This is a genomic window from Streptomyces mauvecolor, from assembly GCF_039532965.1.
GTDB lineage: Bacteria > Actinomycetota > Actinomycetes > Streptomycetales > Streptomycetaceae > Streptomyces > Streptomyces violascens.
Window position 1 is genome coordinate 939,060 of record NZ_BAAASQ010000008.1, and the last position, 15,296, is coordinate 954,355.

General features: G+C 69.6%; 17 protein-coding genes. 11 read left to right on the top strand and 6 right to left on the bottom strand.

The window, feature by feature from the left end:
• Nucleotides 1-35: 35 nt before the first annotated feature.
• From ABD346_RS12265 to ABD346_RS12280, 4 genes are all read left to right on the top strand, one after another.
• Entirely contained in the window at nt 36-932 is an 897-nt protein-coding gene (locus ABD346_RS12265; RefSeq protein ID WP_344374393.1) for a fumarylacetoacetate hydrolase family protein, read from the top strand.
• Between the two features lie 85 nt (nt 933-1,017).
• Nucleotides 1,018-1,761: a maleate cis-trans isomerase family protein gene (locus tag ABD346_RS12270; RefSeq protein ID WP_344374486.1), complete on the top strand. Its 744-nt coding sequence runs from the start codon at nt 1,018-1,020 to the stop codon at nt 1,759-1,761.
• Between the two features lie 77 nt (nt 1,762-1,838).
• The gene (locus ABD346_RS12275) at nt 1,839-2,690 is read left to right on the top strand and encodes a PaaX family transcriptional regulator (RefSeq protein WP_344374394.1); all 852 of its coding nucleotides are present in this window, start codon (nt 1,839-1,841) and stop codon (nt 2,688-2,690) included.
• A gap of 81 nt (nt 2,691-2,771) precedes the next feature.
• Nucleotides 2,772-3,209 (top strand): cytidine/deoxycytidylate deaminase family protein, encoded by a 438-nt coding sequence (locus ABD346_RS12280; protein WP_344374395.1) that lies wholly within the window; start codon nt 2,772-2,774, stop codon nt 3,207-3,209.
• Here the strand turns inward: ABD346_RS12280 and ABD346_RS12285 are convergent.
• Complete coding sequence (locus ABD346_RS12285) at nt 3,196-3,810, bottom strand: TetR/AcrR family transcriptional regulator (protein WP_344374396.1); 615 nt, start codon at nt 3,808-3,810, stop codon at nt 3,196-3,198. The genes ABD346_RS12280 and ABD346_RS12285 overlap by 14 nt on opposite strands.
• 71 nt (nt 3,811-3,881) lie before the next feature.
• Between ABD346_RS12285 and ABD346_RS12290 the strand changes: the two genes are divergently transcribed.
• Nucleotides 3,882-4,760: an alpha/beta fold hydrolase gene (locus tag ABD346_RS12290; protein ID WP_344374397.1), complete on the top strand. Its 879-nt coding sequence runs from the start codon at nt 3,882-3,884 to the stop codon at nt 4,758-4,760.
• Between the two features lie 54 nt (nt 4,761-4,814).
• Here the strand turns inward: ABD346_RS12290 and ABD346_RS12295 are convergent, their stop codons facing one another.
• The gene (locus tag ABD346_RS12295) at nt 4,815-5,396 is read right to left on the bottom strand and encodes a helix-turn-helix domain-containing protein (protein WP_344374488.1); all 582 of its coding nucleotides are present in this window, start codon (nt 5,394-5,396) and stop codon (nt 4,815-4,817) included.
• A 141-nt stretch (nt 5,397-5,537) separates the two neighbouring features.
• Here ABD346_RS12295 and ABD346_RS12300 point away from each other — a divergent pair, with 141 nt between their 5' ends.
• Both ABD346_RS12300 and ABD346_RS12305 read left to right on the top strand, forming a co-directional pair.
• A complete protein-coding gene (locus ABD346_RS12300; RefSeq protein WP_344374398.1) occupies nt 5,538-6,167 on the top strand; it encodes an SAM-dependent methyltransferase in 630 nt (209 codons plus the stop codon).
• A gap of 33 nt (nt 6,168-6,200) precedes the next feature.
• On the top strand, nt 6,201-6,677 hold the full coding sequence (locus tag ABD346_RS12305; protein ID WP_344374399.1) for a DinB family protein: 477 nt from the start codon (nt 6,201-6,203) through the stop codon (nt 6,675-6,677).
• Between the two features lie 51 nt (nt 6,678-6,728).
• Here the strand turns inward: ABD346_RS12305 and ABD346_RS12310 are convergent, their stop codons facing one another.
• The gene (locus ABD346_RS12310; protein ID WP_344374400.1) at nt 6,729-7,646 is read right to left on the bottom strand and encodes an endo-beta-N-acetylglucosaminidase H; all 918 of its coding nucleotides are present in this window, start codon (nt 7,644-7,646) and stop codon (nt 6,729-6,731) included.
• A gap of 100 nt (nt 7,647-7,746) precedes the next feature.
• Here ABD346_RS12310 and ABD346_RS12315 point away from each other — a divergent pair, with 100 nt between their 5' ends.
• Entirely contained in the window at nt 7,747-7,980 is a 234-nt protein-coding gene (locus ABD346_RS12315) for a hypothetical protein (protein ID WP_344374401.1), read from the top strand.
• Nucleotides 7,981-8,016: 36 nt separating this feature from the next.
• Here the strand turns inward: ABD346_RS12315 and ABD346_RS12320 are convergent, their stop codons facing one another.
• Nucleotides 8,017-8,802, bottom strand: coding sequence for an alpha/beta fold hydrolase (locus ABD346_RS12320; protein WP_344374402.1), 786 nt, complete (start codon nt 8,800-8,802; stop codon nt 8,017-8,019).
• A 227-nt stretch (nt 8,803-9,029) separates the two neighbouring features.
• Between ABD346_RS12320 and ABD346_RS12325 the strand changes: the two genes are divergently transcribed.
• The gene (locus ABD346_RS12325) at nt 9,030-10,646 is read left to right on the top strand and encodes a phospholipase D-like domain-containing protein (RefSeq protein ID WP_344374403.1); all 1,617 of its coding nucleotides are present in this window, start codon (nt 9,030-9,032) and stop codon (nt 10,644-10,646) included.
• A gap of 120 nt (nt 10,647-10,766) precedes the next feature.
• Here the strand turns inward: ABD346_RS12325 and ABD346_RS12330 are convergent, their stop codons facing one another.
• The gene (locus ABD346_RS12330; protein WP_344374404.1) at nt 10,767-11,315 is read right to left on the bottom strand and encodes a DUF1062 domain-containing protein; all 549 of its coding nucleotides are present in this window, start codon (nt 11,313-11,315) and stop codon (nt 10,767-10,769) included.
• 542 nt (nt 11,316-11,857) lie between these two features.
• On the opposite strand from ABD346_RS12330, the gene ABD346_RS12335 reads away from it, so the two are divergent.
• Both ABD346_RS12335 and ABD346_RS12340 read left to right on the top strand, forming a co-directional pair.
• Nucleotides 11,858-13,078: a GNAT family N-acetyltransferase gene (locus ABD346_RS12335; protein WP_344374405.1), complete on the top strand. Its 1,221-nt coding sequence runs from the start codon at nt 11,858-11,860 to the stop codon at nt 13,076-13,078.
• 157 nt (nt 13,079-13,235) lie between these two features.
• Nucleotides 13,236-14,225 (top strand): PI-PLC domain-containing protein, encoded by a 990-nt coding sequence (locus ABD346_RS12340; RefSeq protein WP_344374406.1) that lies wholly within the window; start codon nt 13,236-13,238, stop codon nt 14,223-14,225.
• A gap of 36 nt (nt 14,226-14,261) precedes the next feature.
• Here the strand turns inward: ABD346_RS12340 and ABD346_RS12345 are convergent, their stop codons facing one another.
• On the bottom strand, nt 14,262-15,212 hold the full coding sequence (locus ABD346_RS12345; RefSeq protein WP_344374407.1) for an NAD(P)-dependent oxidoreductase: 951 nt from the start codon (nt 15,210-15,212) through the stop codon (nt 14,262-14,264).
• Nucleotides 15,213-15,296 lie beyond the last annotated feature (84 nt).

Genomic DNA, 15,296 nt, shown 5'->3' on the forward strand with positions numbered 1-15,296 from the left:
CTACCGCAATCCCCAAAGGAGTTCCTGTGCGACTGGTGACCTACACAGCCGACGACACCTCCGCCCGTCTGGGCGCCCAGCTCGACGACCACGTGATCGACCTCGCCGCACTGGCCGCCCATCACGGCGCCGAACTGCCGGACGACCTGCTGTCCTTCATCCAGGCAGGGTCCGCAGCCCAAGAGACCGTCCGGTGCCTGCTCGCCGGGGATCGCGCCGGTTGGCCGACGGGGATACGGCACCTGCTCGGCGATGTGTCGCTGCGCGCCCCGCTGCGCCCCGGCAAGATCATCGGTGTCGGCCTGAACTACGTCGAGCACGTCGAGGAGTCCAGCCGCAGCCTGGACACCGACAAGGATCTGCCACCGCGCCCCGTACTGTTCAGCAAGCCCTCCACCGCGGTGACCGGGCCCGGGCAGCCCATCCTGCACAACGGCGACCTGACCGCTCAGCTGGACTGGGAGTGCGAGCTCGCCGTCGTCATCGGCCGCACCGCGTTCCGTGTCAGCGAGCAGGACGCGTACGACCACATCTTCGGCTACAGCATCGTCAACGACATCAGCGCGCGTGACCAGCGGCGCTCCGGCCAGTGGTTCTTCTCCAAGGGGCAGGACTCCTACGCCCCCTTCGGCCCCGCGGTCGTCACCGCGGACGACATCCCCGATCCGATGGCCCTCGACCTGTCGCTGCGGGTCAACGGCGTGACCAAGCAGAAGTCCAACACCCGGCACATGCTCTTCCCCATCGCCCGACTCGTCGCCGACATCAGCTCCGGTGTGACGCTGGAGCCGGGCGATGTCATTGCCACCGGCTCACCCTCCGGCGTCGGCGCGGGCATGGTGCCCCCGGAGTTCCTCAGCCCGGGCGACCTCGTCGAAGCCACCGTGGAAGGCATCGGCACCCTCACCAATCCCGTCGTCGACGCCCGCTGAATCCCCACCCAGACCAGGCCCAGGAGCCCCCGTGTCCCACCGCACCTACCGGATCGGGCAGATCGTCCCGAGTTCCAACGTCACGATGGAAACGGAGATACCCGCCATCCTGCGCGCACGCGAGAGTGTCGCGCCCGAGCGGTTCACCTTCCACTCCAGCCGGATGCGCATGACCCATGTCACCCCCGAGCAGCTCAAGGCGATGGACGCCGACTCCGACCGCTGCGCCGTCGAACTCTCCGACGCCCGCGTGGACGTACTCGGCTACGCCTGTCTCGTCGCCATCATGAGCATGGGGCTCGGCTACCACCGCACGTCCGAGGAGCGCCTGCACACCCGCACGGTCGAGAACAACGCCCCGGCGCCCGTCGTCACCAGCGCCGGCGCACTCGTCCACGGCCTGCACACCCTCGGCGCCAAGAAGATCGCGCTCGTCGCGCCCTACATGCGACCGCTCACGCGGACAGTGGTGGAGTACCTGACCCACGAAGGCATCGAGGTCCTCGACTACGCGGCCCTGGAGATCCCCGACAACCTCGACGTCGCCGCCCACGATCCCGCCCAACTACCCGGTATCGCCAAGGCGCTTCAGTACACCGACGCGGACGCCGTCGTCCTCTCCGCCTGCGTCCAGATGCCTTCGCTCGGAGCCGTGGAGGAGGCCGAGCAACTGCTCGGCAAGCCGGTCGTCTCCGCGGCCGTCTGCACCGCCCACCAGATGCTGCGCGCTCTCGACCTGCCGGCCGTGGCACCCGGCGCGGGCCACCTGCTGTCGGGCGCCTATGCCGAGACGCCGCCGGCCCCGCGGACGGTGAGCACCGCCGACTGACCGTACTGCTCCGGCCGGCCCGGCAGGCAGGGCCGGTTGCTCGATAGGATCGCCACCGCACACCACGGAAGGCGATCATGTCGGACAGTCTCCTCAGGCCCAGCTCGTTGATCAACACGGTCTACGGCGCGTTTCTGCGCCGGCTGGGCGGCTGGATCTCCATCGCCGACCTGATCGTGCTGATGGGTGAGCTGGATGTGGAGGGTCCGGCCGTGCGCTCGGCCATCTCCCGCCTGAAGAAGAAGGGCGTCCTCGAACCCGAGCGGCAGGGCGTCAACGGCTACCGGCTCAGCCCCGCCGTCCACGAGGTCTTCGACGAGGGCGACCGCCGCATCTTCGGCAGCCTGGAACCGGCGGACCTGGCCGACGGCTGGGTGATGGCGGTCTTCTCGGTACCGGAGTCCGAGCGTGCCTACCGCTACCAGCTCCGCACCCGTCTGACATGGCTCGGCTTCGGCAACATGGCCCCCGGTGTGTGGCTGGCTCCCGGGCGTCTGCTCGACGACGCCCGCGGCGCACTGGTCCGGCTCGGACTGAGCGAGTACGCGCACCTCTTCACCTCGCAGTACGCGGCCTTCAGCGACCTGCGGGAGTCGGTCAGCTCGTGGTGGGACTTCCCGGCGATCCAGGCCCAGTACGCGGCGTTCACCGACACCTACGGGCCGGTGGCGCAGCGCCTGGTCCAGGAGCATGTCCTCGACGACACGGAGGCGTTCCGCCACTACGTCCCACTGCTGACCCAGTGGCGCCGCCTGCCCTACCTGGACCCGGGGCTGCCGAAGGAACTCCTGCCGCCGGACTGGAACGCGATCGCCGCACGTCAGCTCTTCCAGCAACTGCGCGCCGCCCTCGCCGGACCGAGCCTGCGCCATGTGCGCACGGTGACCGGCCTCGACGAGCTGCCGACCGCGGACGGCACAGCCCTGTAGCAGCCTCCCGGGCAACGGCTCCGGTGCGACACCGGGGCGCGTTGGCCGCCCGTAGCCCCACACCGCACGAAAGCCGAGAAGATGCCCACGCCTCCCCAGCCCGTCGACCATGAACTCATCGAAGCCGCGGCCCGGATCGCACGCACCCGGTGCCGCGGCGACAACCACACCATGGCGTCCGCCGCCCGAGCCCGGGACGGCAGGATCATCACCGCGGTGAACGCCTACCACTTCACCGGCGGCCCCTGCGCGGAGCTGGTCGTCATCGGCGCGGCGGCCGCCCAGGGCGCGTACGAGCTGGACACGATCGTCGCCGTGGGGGACCGCGACCGGGGTGTCGTTCCCCCCTGCGGCCGATGCCGCCAGGTCCTGTTCGACTACTTCCCGGCCCTGAACGTCATCGTCGGATCAGGGGATCAGCTCCGCACCGTCTCCATCACGGACCTGCTTCCGGAGACCTACGTCTGGGCCGACCACCAACTCGACACCGAGCCGGACTCTCCGCTCAGCGCGAGCTGACACCGGCGACGGTCGCGCGCAGGGTCTCGGTCCACCAGTCGAGCATGCGATCGCGCGCGGCCGCGTCCAGGCCCACGCTTCGGCGGAATTCGCCGCCGAACAATGGCTCCGTCGCAACGGCTTGATGCAGGGCGGCCACCGTGAGCTGGATCGCCTCGCGGGAGGGCGGTGTCCGGCCGGTGGCGGCGCACTCGGCCCGTGCTTGTGTGTGCAGGCGGTCCACGATCTCGTCGAGCATGCCGCTTCCGGTGTCGCGCCAGCCCGATTGGTGCAGTGCGAGGGCCAGTTCGGCGTAGCCGTCGGCATAGAGCGCGGCCAGCACGCGTACGAGTTCGGCCGGGTCGGCCGGTCCTTCGGTCAACGTGCCCAGGGCGGCGTGCAGTTGGGACTTGAGTTTCGTCCCGCCGAAGCGCAACAGCGCCGACAGCAACTGTTCGCGGGTGCCGAAGTGGTGGTTGACCGCGGCATCGGACACGCCGACCTCGGCCGCCACGGCCCGCACCTGCACGGCCGAGGGGCCGCCGGCCGCGAGCAGTCTGCCCGCGGCTTCCAGGATCAGCCGCTTGGCCTCATCGGGTGTGCGTCGTACGCGGTTGGCCATCCGTCAACCTTACCTTGACCCATCAAGGCAAGGGATGCTTACCTTGATGGGTCAAGGTAAGGGGTGCCGCGATGAACGGAAGGACCATGATCCCGTCGATGACCGCGCAGGCGGCGTCGATGGGGGTGCGGATCCACGATGCGGCACCGCCGTCCGAGATCTTCTACTCCCGCGCGGGCTGCCGGTTGCACGGATTCGACTGGGGCGGACCGGGACCCGCGGTGCTCCTGTTGCACGGAGGCGGACTGAGCGCGCATACCTGGGACTTCGTCTGCCTGGGTCTGCGCGATGCGGCGCGGCTCGTCGCACTGGACCTGCGCGGCCACGGCGACAGCGACTGGTCCGACGACTACCGCATCGGCACGATGGCCGAGGACATCGCCGCCGCGGCCGACCACCTCGCCCTCGACCGGGTTCGACTGGTCGGTATGTCGCTCGGAGGCGTCGTCGCCGCCCACGTCGCCGACGCGTACCCCGGTCGCGTCGAGCGGCTGGCGCTGATCGACGTCGCACCCGGCGTCGACTTCGAGAGCACCGGGCGCATGCGGGCCTTCATGGCAGGCCTTGGCCCGGTCGCCGAACTCGACGCGGTGGTGGACGCCGCGATGCGGGTCAATCCGCGAGCCGACCGTGCAAGCGTCGCCTACCGCATGAGCACGTTGTTCCGCCGTGTGCCCAACGGCGACTGGGTGCCCAAGGGCGATCCGCGACCACCCGACTTCCCCGCGATTCTCGCCGCCATCGAGCGCCTCCCGGCGCGGCTCACGGGCCTGCCGGTACTGCTCGTACGCGGCGGGCGCAGCAGGGTGCTGTCCCAGTCCACCGCCGAACGCCTGGTGGGGAACGTTCCCGACGGCGAACTCGTGGTGGTGCCGGACGCGGGACACAACGTGCAGGAGGACAATCCGGCCGCGCTGATCGCCGCGCTACGTGCTTTCCTGACGCGCTGACGGTGCGGAAGCCCGCGCCACCGCGGCCTGCGCCCTCCGCCCATGACCGCGAGGCTACGGATGTGGCCCGGAGCGTACGTGGGCACGCACCCCTTGCAGGCCGAACAGGATGAGGAGTTCGACCGCGGCGCCGTCGGCGCTGCCCAGCCAGTGCGGCAGGGATGTGTCGAACTCGGCCGCCTCGCCGGGCGGCAGGATCAGGTCACGTTCACCGATCACCAGCCGCAGTCGGCCGTTGAGCACATACAGCCACTCGAAGCCTTCGTGTGTCTGCGGGGCCGGTTCGAGCGGCTCCGGGCGCCCGGGGATGAGCATCTTGAACGCGTGCACCCCGCCCGGCCGCCGGGACAGCGGCACGAATGTCATCCCGAACCGGCTGATCGGCTTCAGATGAATCCGGGGGTCGCCCGTGCGCGGGGCGCCGACGAGGTCGTCCAGCGGAACGTCGTAGATACGGGCCAGCGGCAGCAGCAACTCCAGGGTCGCCCGGCGCTGTCCGCTCTCCAGGCGGGACAGGGTGCTCTCCGAGACCCCGGTCGTCGCCGCGAGATCGGCGAGGGTGATGCCGCGGTCGCGGCGCAACGCCCGCAGCCGGGGCCCCACCGCGTCGAGTACGTCGTCCGTCGCCCGGTCCACGCGTTCACGGTCCACACGACCAGCTTGCCAGAACGGCAAGTTTTCGTGCCAGGTCGCGGTGGGCCCGGCAAGACTGGGCGCATCCCCACCGACCACCCCGACCAGACCGTCCGACCAAACCTCGCGACTGAAGGAGCCCCGATGAGCAGCACCACCGATGCGGTCACGTACTGGGAAGGCGTGTACGCCGCCCGGTCGGCGGCCGCCGACCCGCAGCCCAATGCGCGCCTCACCGAAACGGTCACGGGCCTGCCGCCCGGCGACGCGCTGGACCTCGGATGCGGCAATGGCGGCGACGCGCTGTGGCTGGCCCGGCAGGGGTGGCACGTCACCGCCGTCGACATCTCGGCCGTGGCGGCCGATCGGCTCGCCGGCCTTGCCCGCTCGGCAGGCCTGGGCGACGGGGTCGTCGCCGTACAGCATGACCTGCACGACTCCTTCCCGGAGGGCGAGTTCGACCTGATCTGCGCCCATTACCTGCACACCCCCTTCGACCTGGACAGGTCGACCGTCCTGCGCAGGGCCGCGCACGCGCTCCGCGTGGGCGGGCGGTTGCTGGTCGTCGACCACGGCTCGACGGCGCCCTGGTCGTGGAACCAGGATCCCGACGCGCACTACCCGAGCCCGGCGGAAGTCGCCGCGGGTATCGATCTGGACCCGGCGATGTGGACGGTCGAGCGGTCCGAGTCACCCCACCGGACGGCGGTCGGGCCGGACGGACGGACCGCCCAGGTCGTCGACCACGTCCTGCTCATCCGCCGCACCGCCTGAGGCGTTCCCACCTACTGGACAGGGGAGACCCACATGCCTCGTGACACTGCGCCACCCCGGACCGGAAACAGCGAGACCGAAACCCTGCGCGGGTTTCTCGACTATCTGCGGACCTCGGTCGCCGCGAAGGTCGACAGCTGCCCGGAACCACAGGTCCGAACGGCCCAAGTGCCGTCGGGCACGAACCTGCTCGGCTTGCTCAACCACCTCACCTTCGTGGAGCGCGCGATGTTCCTCGGCGACCAAGTCACCGACTGGCAGGCCACGTTCCAGGCCGCACCGGCCGACAGTGTGGCCGACGTCGTCGCTCGCTACCGGAAGACCGTGGCGCGCGCGAACGCGGTGGTGGACCGGTGCACCGACCTCGGCGCACCGGTTCCCCGACAGCGACCGGGACGCCCCGCTCCCAGCATCCGCTGGGCGCTGGCCCACATGATCGAGGAGACGGGCCGCCACGCGGGTCAGGCGGACATCCTCCGCGAACTGATCGACGGAACAACCGGTCGCTGACTCCAAGTCCCCTGCGAATCACGCCTGTTGATGGTGCGTCGACCCGGGTTCCTACGGGGTGTAGACGGCGTCGCTTCCGTACAACTGCTTGGTGAAGCCCGAGATGTAGGTGTGCCGGTCGGAACCGTCCAGGTTGTAGGTGAGGTACACGCCGTAGCCCTCACTGACCGTTCGCTTGGCGAGGCTCGACGCGGTGCTCGTGGGCGTCGCCGTGATGTCGATGGCTGCGGGCGACAGAGCCGACTTGGGCAGCGCGATGCCCGGAACGCCCCAGGTGCCGTAGTACGGGTTCCAGGCGTAGTTGAACTTCGACGAGATGTTCACACCGCCGTAGGACAGTCGCGATGCGGCGGGGCCGATGTTGTAGAGGGAGATGAGTTTGCCCGGCATGCTGTCGCGCAAGGCGGAGACCAGGTAGACGAAGGAGCTGCTGTTGGGCTGGCCGGTGCCGTTGTTTCCGTACTCGGCGTACTCGTCGTCGAAGTCGATGCCGTCGAGGCCGTACTTGGTCACGGCGTCGGAGAGCTGCTTGGCGAACGCCGTGGCCGCCGTCTTGGACGGGAAGTTGGCGAAGCCGGCGCCTTGATGGTTGCCGAGAACCGACAGCATGACCTTGATGCCCTTGGCCTGCAGCGGGCGGATCTGGGTCTGCGTGTTGTCGAGGACGCGTTGCACGTTGTCGTTGAAGTACAGGTACGCCGACTTCTTGCTGGTGTCGTAGTTGATGTTGGCCGCGAAAATGACGGCGACGTCGAATACGTTGCCGCCGCCGTTGGCCAGTGTGTACTTGCCGACGTTGAGCATGCTGTTGCTGTTCACCTCGATGTAGGCCACCGAGGTCGGCCCCTTCTTCGCGGTGTGGGCGGCCGCGGCCGCAGGGGCGGTCGCCGCCGTGCCGCCCGCCAGTGCCGCGGCCGCCAGGAGCGCGAGTGCCGCCGTCCGCACTCTGCCCCGACCGAATACGCGCATGTTCATCAGCCTCCTGTCGCGTGGACCTGCCTCATGAACCGTTCGCAGGAAGACTGGCAGGCTCATGCCAAACCTGCCAGGTTGTGCGGGACGCCATTCGATGAAGGACCGCTTCGCGGCCGCCTATTCGACGCCGCCGAGCTGGGCAAAGGCGATCGCGGCGCACCCCGGCGACACCGAAGCGGCCCTCACCTCCTACGAAGAGACGCTGTTCCCGCGCAGCGAGTCGGCCGCCGCGAAGGCGCACCTGATCCTGGAGCTGTGCGTGGGCGACCGGGCGCCGTTCGGAATGCTCGGCCCCTTCACCGGAGCTGCTGCCGAGGCAGCCCTCTGACGACTCCGTACCGCCCGGCTGCCAGCCGCCCAAGCGTCAACGGGCGAGGAACGGGCGCAGAGCTGCGGCGAGTTCGGCGGGTGCGTCGAGTGCGATGAGGTGGGCGGCGGCGGAGAACTCGACCAGGGTGGTGTCGGGTATCTCGGCGGCGTACCGGCGGGCGATGTCCTGGAAGTCGGGGACATCGAGCTTGCCGATGCCCACCAGGGTGGGGACGGAGATGGCGGCGAGGTCACCGTTGCCCGGGCCCTGGGAGTGCTTGCCCACGATGTCCTGGTTCACCAGTGACGTCCGTACCGGGCCGCGGAGTTGGTCGGCAAGGCCCGGGGCGACAGAGTCCCAGCCGCGGGCCGGACCGCGCAGCCACATGTCCAGGTTCACCTGGACGGCGGTGTTCAGGTCGTGCGCGTCCAGGGCCGCTGTTTCGGCCTCGTCGTACGCGACCATGTCCGCTGACCAGTCGTATCCCGGCCACGGCGGGGCGAGCAGCGCCAGGGAGCGCACCCGGTCCGGGTGGGTGAGAGTGAAGTCCACGGCCACGCGCCCGCCCCAGGACGCGCCGGCGAGCCGGACACGCTCGTGGCCGAGGTGGTCCAGGAGCCGGCGCAGGTCGTCGGCCTCGCTGAACGGTCCGGTCGGGGGCCCGGACTCGCCGAAGCCGCGCAGGTCGTAGCGGATGACGGTGTGCTGTTCCGCGAGGGCGGGCACGACCGCGTCCCACATGCGGTGATCGGCGACGCCGGCGTGCACGAGCACGAGGGGCGGTCCTTCGCCGTCGAGGACGTAGGAAAGGTGGCCAAGATCGTCTGGGCGTATACGCATCCGCAGATGCTGACAGGACGACGGCGCATGTGCCACCCGGATACCGGATGAGGGCCGTCAGCGGAGCCCACCCACCCGATTCAAGCCCCGCGTGGAGGCGGTCGATGCGTGGCCGGATCGTGCATGCCCAGATCCACGATCCGGCGGGAGTGCTGGTAGCTTCCGCGAGTTGATCTTGCTGCTCGCCGGTAGTGGCGGCCGCGCTCCTCCGAACAAGGAATCCCGAATTGGCTCGTCATCCGCGAAGGCGCCCGTCCGCTCTCGCCCTCGGCATCGCCGTCCCGGCCATGGCGGCAGCCCTGCTGCCTGCGGCCCCCGCCACGGCGGACACGGGTCCGGCCGCCCCGCACCTGGACACCGTCGAGCAGGCGCTCCGCCAGGTCTCTCCGGGACTCGAAGGGCGGGTCTGGGAGCGCACCGGGGGCAACACCCTCGACGCGTCGGCGGCGGGCGGAGGTGACTGGCTGCTCCAGACCCCCGGGTGCTGGGGTGACGCCACATGTGCCGACCGGCCCGGGACGCGCCGGCTCCTCGCCAAGATGACGGAGAACATCTCCCGGGCGACCGGAACCGTCGACATATCCACGCTCGCGCCCTTCCCCAACGGGGCGTTCCAGGATGCCGTGGTGGCCGGTCTCAAGGCCTCGGCAGCGGCCGGCCACAAGCTCAAGGTGCGTGTGCTGGTGGGCGCCGCGCCGATCTACCACCTGAACGTCGTCCCGTCGAAGTACCGCGACGAACTCGTCGACAGGCTCGGCGAGGACGCGGCCAACGTCACCCTCAACGTCGCGTCGATGACGACGTCGAAGACCGCCTTCTCCTGGAACCACTCCAAGGTGCTCGTGGTCGACGGCCAGTCGGTGATCACGGGAGGCATCAACAACTGGAAGGACGACTACCTGGACACCTCCCACCCGGTCTCCGACGTCGACCTGGCCCTGAGCGGACCGGCCGCCGCCTCCGCCGGCAAGTACCTGGACGAGCTGTGGTCCTGGACCTGCCGGAACAAGAACAACATCGCCAGCGTCTGGTTCGCGTCCTCCAACGGGGCCGGATGCATGCCGTCCCTGGCCCGGGACGCCGCACCCGTGACGCCCTCGGGTGATGTGCCGGTGATCGCGGTGGGCGGACTCGGGGTCGGCATCCAACGCAACGACCCCACGTCCGCGTTCCGGCCCACTCTGCCCAGCGCCCCGGACACCAAGTGCGTCGTCGGCCTCCACGACAACACCAATGCCGACCGGGACTACGACACCGTCAACCCGGAGGAGAGCGCCCTGCGGGCACTGATCTCCAGCGCGGACCGGCACATCGAGATCTCTCAGCAGGACCTCAACGCGACCTGCCCGCCGCTGCCGCGCTACGACATCCGCACGTACGACGCCCTGGCGGCCAAGCTGGCGGACGGCGTCAAGGTCCGCATCGTCCTCAGCGATCCCGCCAACCGTGGCGCCGTGGGCAGCGGCGGATACTCGCAGATCAAGTCACTCGCAGAGATCAGCGACACCCTCCGCGCCCGCATCGCCCTGCTCACCGGCGACCAGGGTTCGGCACGGACCGCGATGTGCTCGAACCTCCAACTGGCCACGTTCCGCAGCTCGTCGAGCCCGAAGTGGGCGGACGGTCATCCCTACGCTCAGCACCACAAGCTGATCTCCGTGGACGGCTCGGCGTTCTACATCGGATCCAAGAACCTCTACCCGGCATGGCTCCAGGACTTCGGTTACGTGGTGGAGAGTCCCGCGGCCGCCAAGCAGCTCGACACCCAGCTCCTTGCCCCGCAGTGGCAGTACTCCCAGGCTTCCGCCACCGTCGACTACGAGCGCGGAATCTGCCAGGGCTGACATGGAGCCGATGCGGAACTCCCACTGAAATACGGGGAGTTGGAAACTGACGGTTACGGCACCAGGGCCTGTCCGGCGGATCTTGCCGGTATACGGTCAGGCCCTGGTGCCGAGGCGGGTTCAGCGCTTGAGGGTGAACATGAAGTCGCCGGAGAGCTTGCCGCTCAGCCGGACCGCCGACACGAGGTTCCCCTCATCGATCAGCCTCTCCACCTCGGCTCGTGAAAGACCGAAGCCCTCGGCGATCAGTCGCACCGGCCGGACAGGGATCCGTGCCGCGAAACGGACCGAGACGTCGATGGCCTCGCAGTCCGGTCGCTCCGATCCGCCGGTGTCGAGGCGCCAGGCGTTGTCCCAGTCGAGGGCGATGCGATTGCGGCGCCGTACGACCGGATCCTGGAGCAACTCGGCCGCCAGGCCCAGGTCGTTGTCGTGCATGCGGCCGAGGAGCTCGGGTCGCACGGAGCGCACGTTCATCCGCTCCAGGACCGTGAGCTTTGCCGTTTCCCCGCAACCGGTGCAGAGGACGAGAAGCCAGGCGTCGAGGAGTTTGTGGTTCGCGTTGACGCGGAACTTGCCGTTCGCCCGGAAGCGGTCGGACGCGCACGCGTGGCAACGACGGAGGACGAGCGGCAGGCAGGTGGATGTGACCACCCAGTTTTCGAGCACAGAAGTACACCGATCTCAGTGAGAAGTCCGCAGCAAAAAGCAGCGCGGCGCGAACCTGCGCGACGCGCGACCAATCAGCACTCGGGGGGTCTCACACGGTGTACAACGGGACGTCCTTGCCTGGGCGACGTGGTTCGCCAGCACGGTAATGGCGCACGGCGGTGCCGTTCCACCGCTTTATTGCCACCGGTTCTCCCCGGGACCGCTCGTGGAACCGAGAAGCCCGGCAACACCGTCTGCATCACCGGTAGTTGCGTCGATCGCGCAGGCTCGGCGTCAGCACGTCGAGCGCATCCAGCCCAACCCCGGCGTCCCCAAGGACGGAACGTCGTCCCCCTCCGCAAGCCCGTCTTCGACGCCGACGGAACCCCGTCAACGACCCGGGCACCGAGACACCACCGGAAGAGACCTGCCGGGCCACCGCGCGCCCGATCGGCTTGCGGCAGACCGTAATTCGCTTGACCTTGTCGTCGGGGCAACGTTGCACTGTGGCCGGGCAGCACGCTTAGTGATGCCGGCATCCCAGGGAGGCAACGGCACCAATGGAGATACGTCCCACCACCGACCAGGACCTCGACCTCTTCGTCAGCACACTTCACGCCGCGTTCGGGCGCTTCCCGGAACCCCCGAAGGAGGGCAGCACAGGGTGGTGGTCGGCGTTCGAAATGGACCGCAACCTGTTCGCCATGGCGGAGGACGGGCGGCCCGTCGGAACCGCCGGTGCGTACTCCTTCGAGCTCACCCTGCCCGGCGAGATCCTCGTCCCGGCCGCCGGGGTGACCGCCGTCGGCGTCCTGCCCTCGCACCGACGCCAGGGTGTGCTCAGCGCGATGATGCGGCATCAGCTCACCGACCTGCGCGCCCGAGGCGAGGTCCTCTCCGTCCTGCTGGCCTCCGAGGCCCTGATCTACCGCAGGTTCGGTTACGGACCGGCGACCTACACGCAGCGGCTGACGGTGCCGCGCCACCGGGGCGTCCTCGCCCAGCCCCGGGCGGGCGCACCGGCCGACGACCCGACGGCGGGCTCGGTCGAGGTGCTGCGGCGTGCCGAGTGCGGCCGGATCCTGGAAGAGGTCTACGACCGGTACCGCCGCGCACAGCCCGGCGCGGTGTCCCGGCCGCACCGCTGGTGGGCCCTGGGCGCGGGACAGCCCCCGGTCTCTCCGGCGCCGCGCTACGTCGCGGTCCACCGCGACGCCGACGGCGTACCGGACGGGTATGCCAGCTATTCGGTGGGCGAGCACGAGACCTTGACGGTCGACGAGACCGTCGCCATCGACGACGCCGTCTTCACGGCCCTGGCCCGGTTCGTGCTCGGACACGACCTGGTCGCCCAGGTCGTGTTCAAGCATGTGCCGCCCGAACACCCGCTGCGCTGGCAGCTCGCGGACTTCCGTGCCGGCGAGGTCAGCAACGACACCGACTGGCTCTGGGTGCGGCTCCTCGACGTCCCGCGGGCGCTGACCTCGCGCGGCTGGTTCACGGACGGCGAGCTCGTCCTCGACGTCGACGACCCGTTCCTCGGCGAGCACGGCCGCCATCTGCTGACCGTCCGGGACGGCAAGGCCGAGTGCGCCCCGACCAGCCGGGAGCCCGACCTGTCCCTCGACGTGAGCGACCTCGGCTCGGTCTACCTCGGCGGCACCGCCCCGAGCACGCTCGTACGGGCCGGACACATCCGCGCCCACCGCCCGGGCGCGGCCGCCCTAGCCGACGCCCTCTTCCGCGCCGAGCGTCCCCCGCACTGCCTGCACTGGTTCTGACCGCGCGAACTCGACGCCCACTATGGCCATTTGACGAGGAAAGCAGGCCGAGAACATGTCATGAAATCTGCCGTGGCCAGGCTACTTTTTCGGATAGATCCACCGTGCTTCGCACATCCGCCCGGCTCAGGGCACAGATCCGAAGGAGTACCACCCCTTGACCACTGACCTCCAACACGGCTTCGGCCGCCGGACATTACGGGCCCTGATCGCGGCGCTCTGTGGGATCCTCGGTGTCACCGTGCTCGGCACGACCCCGGCGGCGGCAGCCGATCAGCGTCACGCGATCTACGCCATCGCGCACCGGGTCGACACCCTGGACGGCGTGGACGCCGCGCTCAACCATGGCGCCAACGGCATCGAGATCGACGTCTGCGCCTGGTGGAACCCGAACGAATGGCGTGCCTATCACGACTGCTCCTCTGCCGGTGACAACCGGTACGGCCCCAGCTTCGACAGCATGATCGACCGTATCCTCTCCAACGCCAAGGCGGGGCGCCGCCTTGCGCTGGTCTGGCTGGACATCAAGGACCCCAACTACTGCGGAGAAGCGCCCAACCGTGCCTGCAGTGTCGCCGGGCTGCGCGACAAGGCGCAGCGGCTGACGGCCGCCGGAATCCAGGTGCTCTACGGATTCTTCGAGTACCACGGCGGCAGCACCCCGGACGTGGGCGGCAGGGGCTGGAAGAGTCTGGAGGGCAGGCTCGGCAGCCTTGAGGGCATCACGAGCACCGGGACCCGCGACCAGGTCGTCGGCGCCTTCGACCGGTCCGGCTCCGGATTCCCGACCGGTCATCGGGCGATGGACTACGGCGACTCCGACATCACCAAGGGATTCGGCAACTGCACGGAAGCCACCTGGAACACGTGCGCCGAACTGAAGAAGGGCGCCGGCGACCGCGCCGCCGGAAGGCTCGCGGCCACGTTGTCCTGGACGACCACCTACAACGACCCGTGGTACGTCGACAAACTGCTGGGCGACGCACGTGTCGACGGCATCATCGCGGGCTACGGCGCCTTCAACGGAGTCAAGGAGTACGACAACACCTGGCAGTGCGCCAACGCCGTCAAGCTCATCACCGACTGGGTGAGTCGGCACAGCGCCACGCACCGCATGGCCACCAGCGGCGACCGCCTGTTCAGGTAGGTCCCGGAGGGATGCCGTCGGCCGGGTCGGTCGCGGTCAGCACACCCTGCTCGTGGCGGAGCCGCCGGACAGCGCCGCATTGAGCTCGCTGACCAGGATGCGGCCGACCTTGGCCTGGGCATCCGTCGTGGTGGCGCCGATGTGCGGAGTCAGCACCACGTTGTCCAGGGCGGCGAACTCGGGGGTGCCGTTCTCCTGGCTGTGCACATCGAGGGCGGCACCCGCGATGGTCTTCTCGCGCAGTGCCCGCAGCAGTGCGGCCTCGTCGACGACTCCGGCGCGGGACACATCGACGAGGTAGGAGCCGGTGCCCATCAGGGCGAGTTCCGCCTCGCCGATCAGCCCGCGCGTGTGCTCCGTGAGCGGCACGGACAGGCACACCGCGTCGGCGGTGGCGAGCAGCTCGGGCAGCTCGACGCGTTCGACGCCGCGCTCGCGCAGTACGGCGTCCCGCTCGGGCGAGGGCCGGGCCACGGAGGCGAGGACGCGCATGCCGAGGGCGTTCGCGAGCTCGGCGATGCGGGAACCGATCGGGCCCTGGCCGACCACTCCGAGGACATGGTCGCGCAGCTCGGGGCCCGCCAGGTTCGGCTTGTCCCAGATGCCGTCCCGGATCTGCCGGTCGGCGCGGGCGATGTTGCGGGTCACCGCGAGGAGCAGCCCGAGGGCGAGTTCGGCGACGGCCCCGGCCGAGGCGCCGGGGATGTTGAACACCTGGACTCCGGCTTCCCGGGCGGCTTCCAGGTCGATGTTGTCGGTGCCGGACCCGGCCCGCGCCACCACTCTCAGGCGCTGACCCGCGGTGATGACGTCGGCCGTGATGCGTACGCCGCTGCGCACCACGAGGGCGTCGGCCCCGGCGGCGAGGGCCAGGAGTTCGTCGTGGCCGGGGCGGATCCGTACCTCGACCTCGTGGGCCTGGGCAAGGGCGTCCAGGGCGTCAGGATCGACCGGGTCGAGTACGACGATGCGCGCTCTGTTTGTCATTGCTCGCTGTCCATTCCTCTGCGGGCTTCCAACGTGGCTTGATCCTCTCAGGGCAGCGGCGTCACGCCGAGGACACCGTCGAGG

What these genes read in the sequence shown, in the direction of transcription:
- ABD346_RS12270 (WP_344374486.1), top strand. Translation starts at nt 1,018, where the DNA reads ATGGAAACGGAGATACCCGCCATCCTGCGCGCACGCGAGAGTGTCGCG.
- ABD346_RS12345 (WP_344374407.1), bottom strand. Translation starts at nt 15,212, where the DNA reads ATGACAAACAGAGCGCGCATCGTCGTACTCGACCCGGTCGATCCTGAC.
- ABD346_RS12335 (WP_344374405.1), top strand. Translation starts at nt 11,858, where the DNA reads ATGGAGATACGTCCCACCACCGACCAGGACCTCGACCTCTTCGTCAGC.
- ABD346_RS12275 (WP_344374394.1), top strand. Translation starts at nt 1,839, where the DNA reads ATGTCGGACAGTCTCCTCAGGCCCAGCTCGTTGATCAACACGGTCTAC.
- ABD346_RS12280 (WP_344374395.1), top strand. Translation starts at nt 2,772, where the DNA reads ATGCCCACGCCTCCCCAGCCCGTCGACCATGAACTCATCGAAGCCGCG.
- ABD346_RS12290 (WP_344374397.1), top strand. Translation starts at nt 3,882, where the DNA reads ATGAACGGAAGGACCATGATCCCGTCGATGACCGCGCAGGCGGCGTCG.
- ABD346_RS12305 (WP_344374399.1), top strand. Translation starts at nt 6,201, where the DNA reads ATGCCTCGTGACACTGCGCCACCCCGGACCGGAAACAGCGAGACCGAA.
- ABD346_RS12310 (WP_344374400.1), bottom strand. Translation starts at nt 7,646, where the DNA reads ATGCGCGTATTCGGTCGGGGCAGAGTGCGGACGGCGGCACTCGCGCTC.
- ABD346_RS12300 (WP_344374398.1), top strand. Translation starts at nt 5,538, where the DNA reads ATGAGCAGCACCACCGATGCGGTCACGTACTGGGAAGGCGTGTACGCC.
- ABD346_RS12320 (WP_344374402.1), bottom strand. Translation starts at nt 8,802, where the DNA reads ATGCGTATACGCCCAGACGATCTTGGCCACCTTTCCTACGTCCTCGAC.
- ABD346_RS12315 (WP_344374401.1), top strand. Translation starts at nt 7,747, where the DNA reads ATGAAGGACCGCTTCGCGGCCGCCTATTCGACGCCGCCGAGCTGGGCA.
- ABD346_RS12285 (WP_344374396.1), bottom strand. Translation starts at nt 3,810, where the DNA reads ATGGCCAACCGCGTACGACGCACACCCGATGAGGCCAAGCGGCTGATC.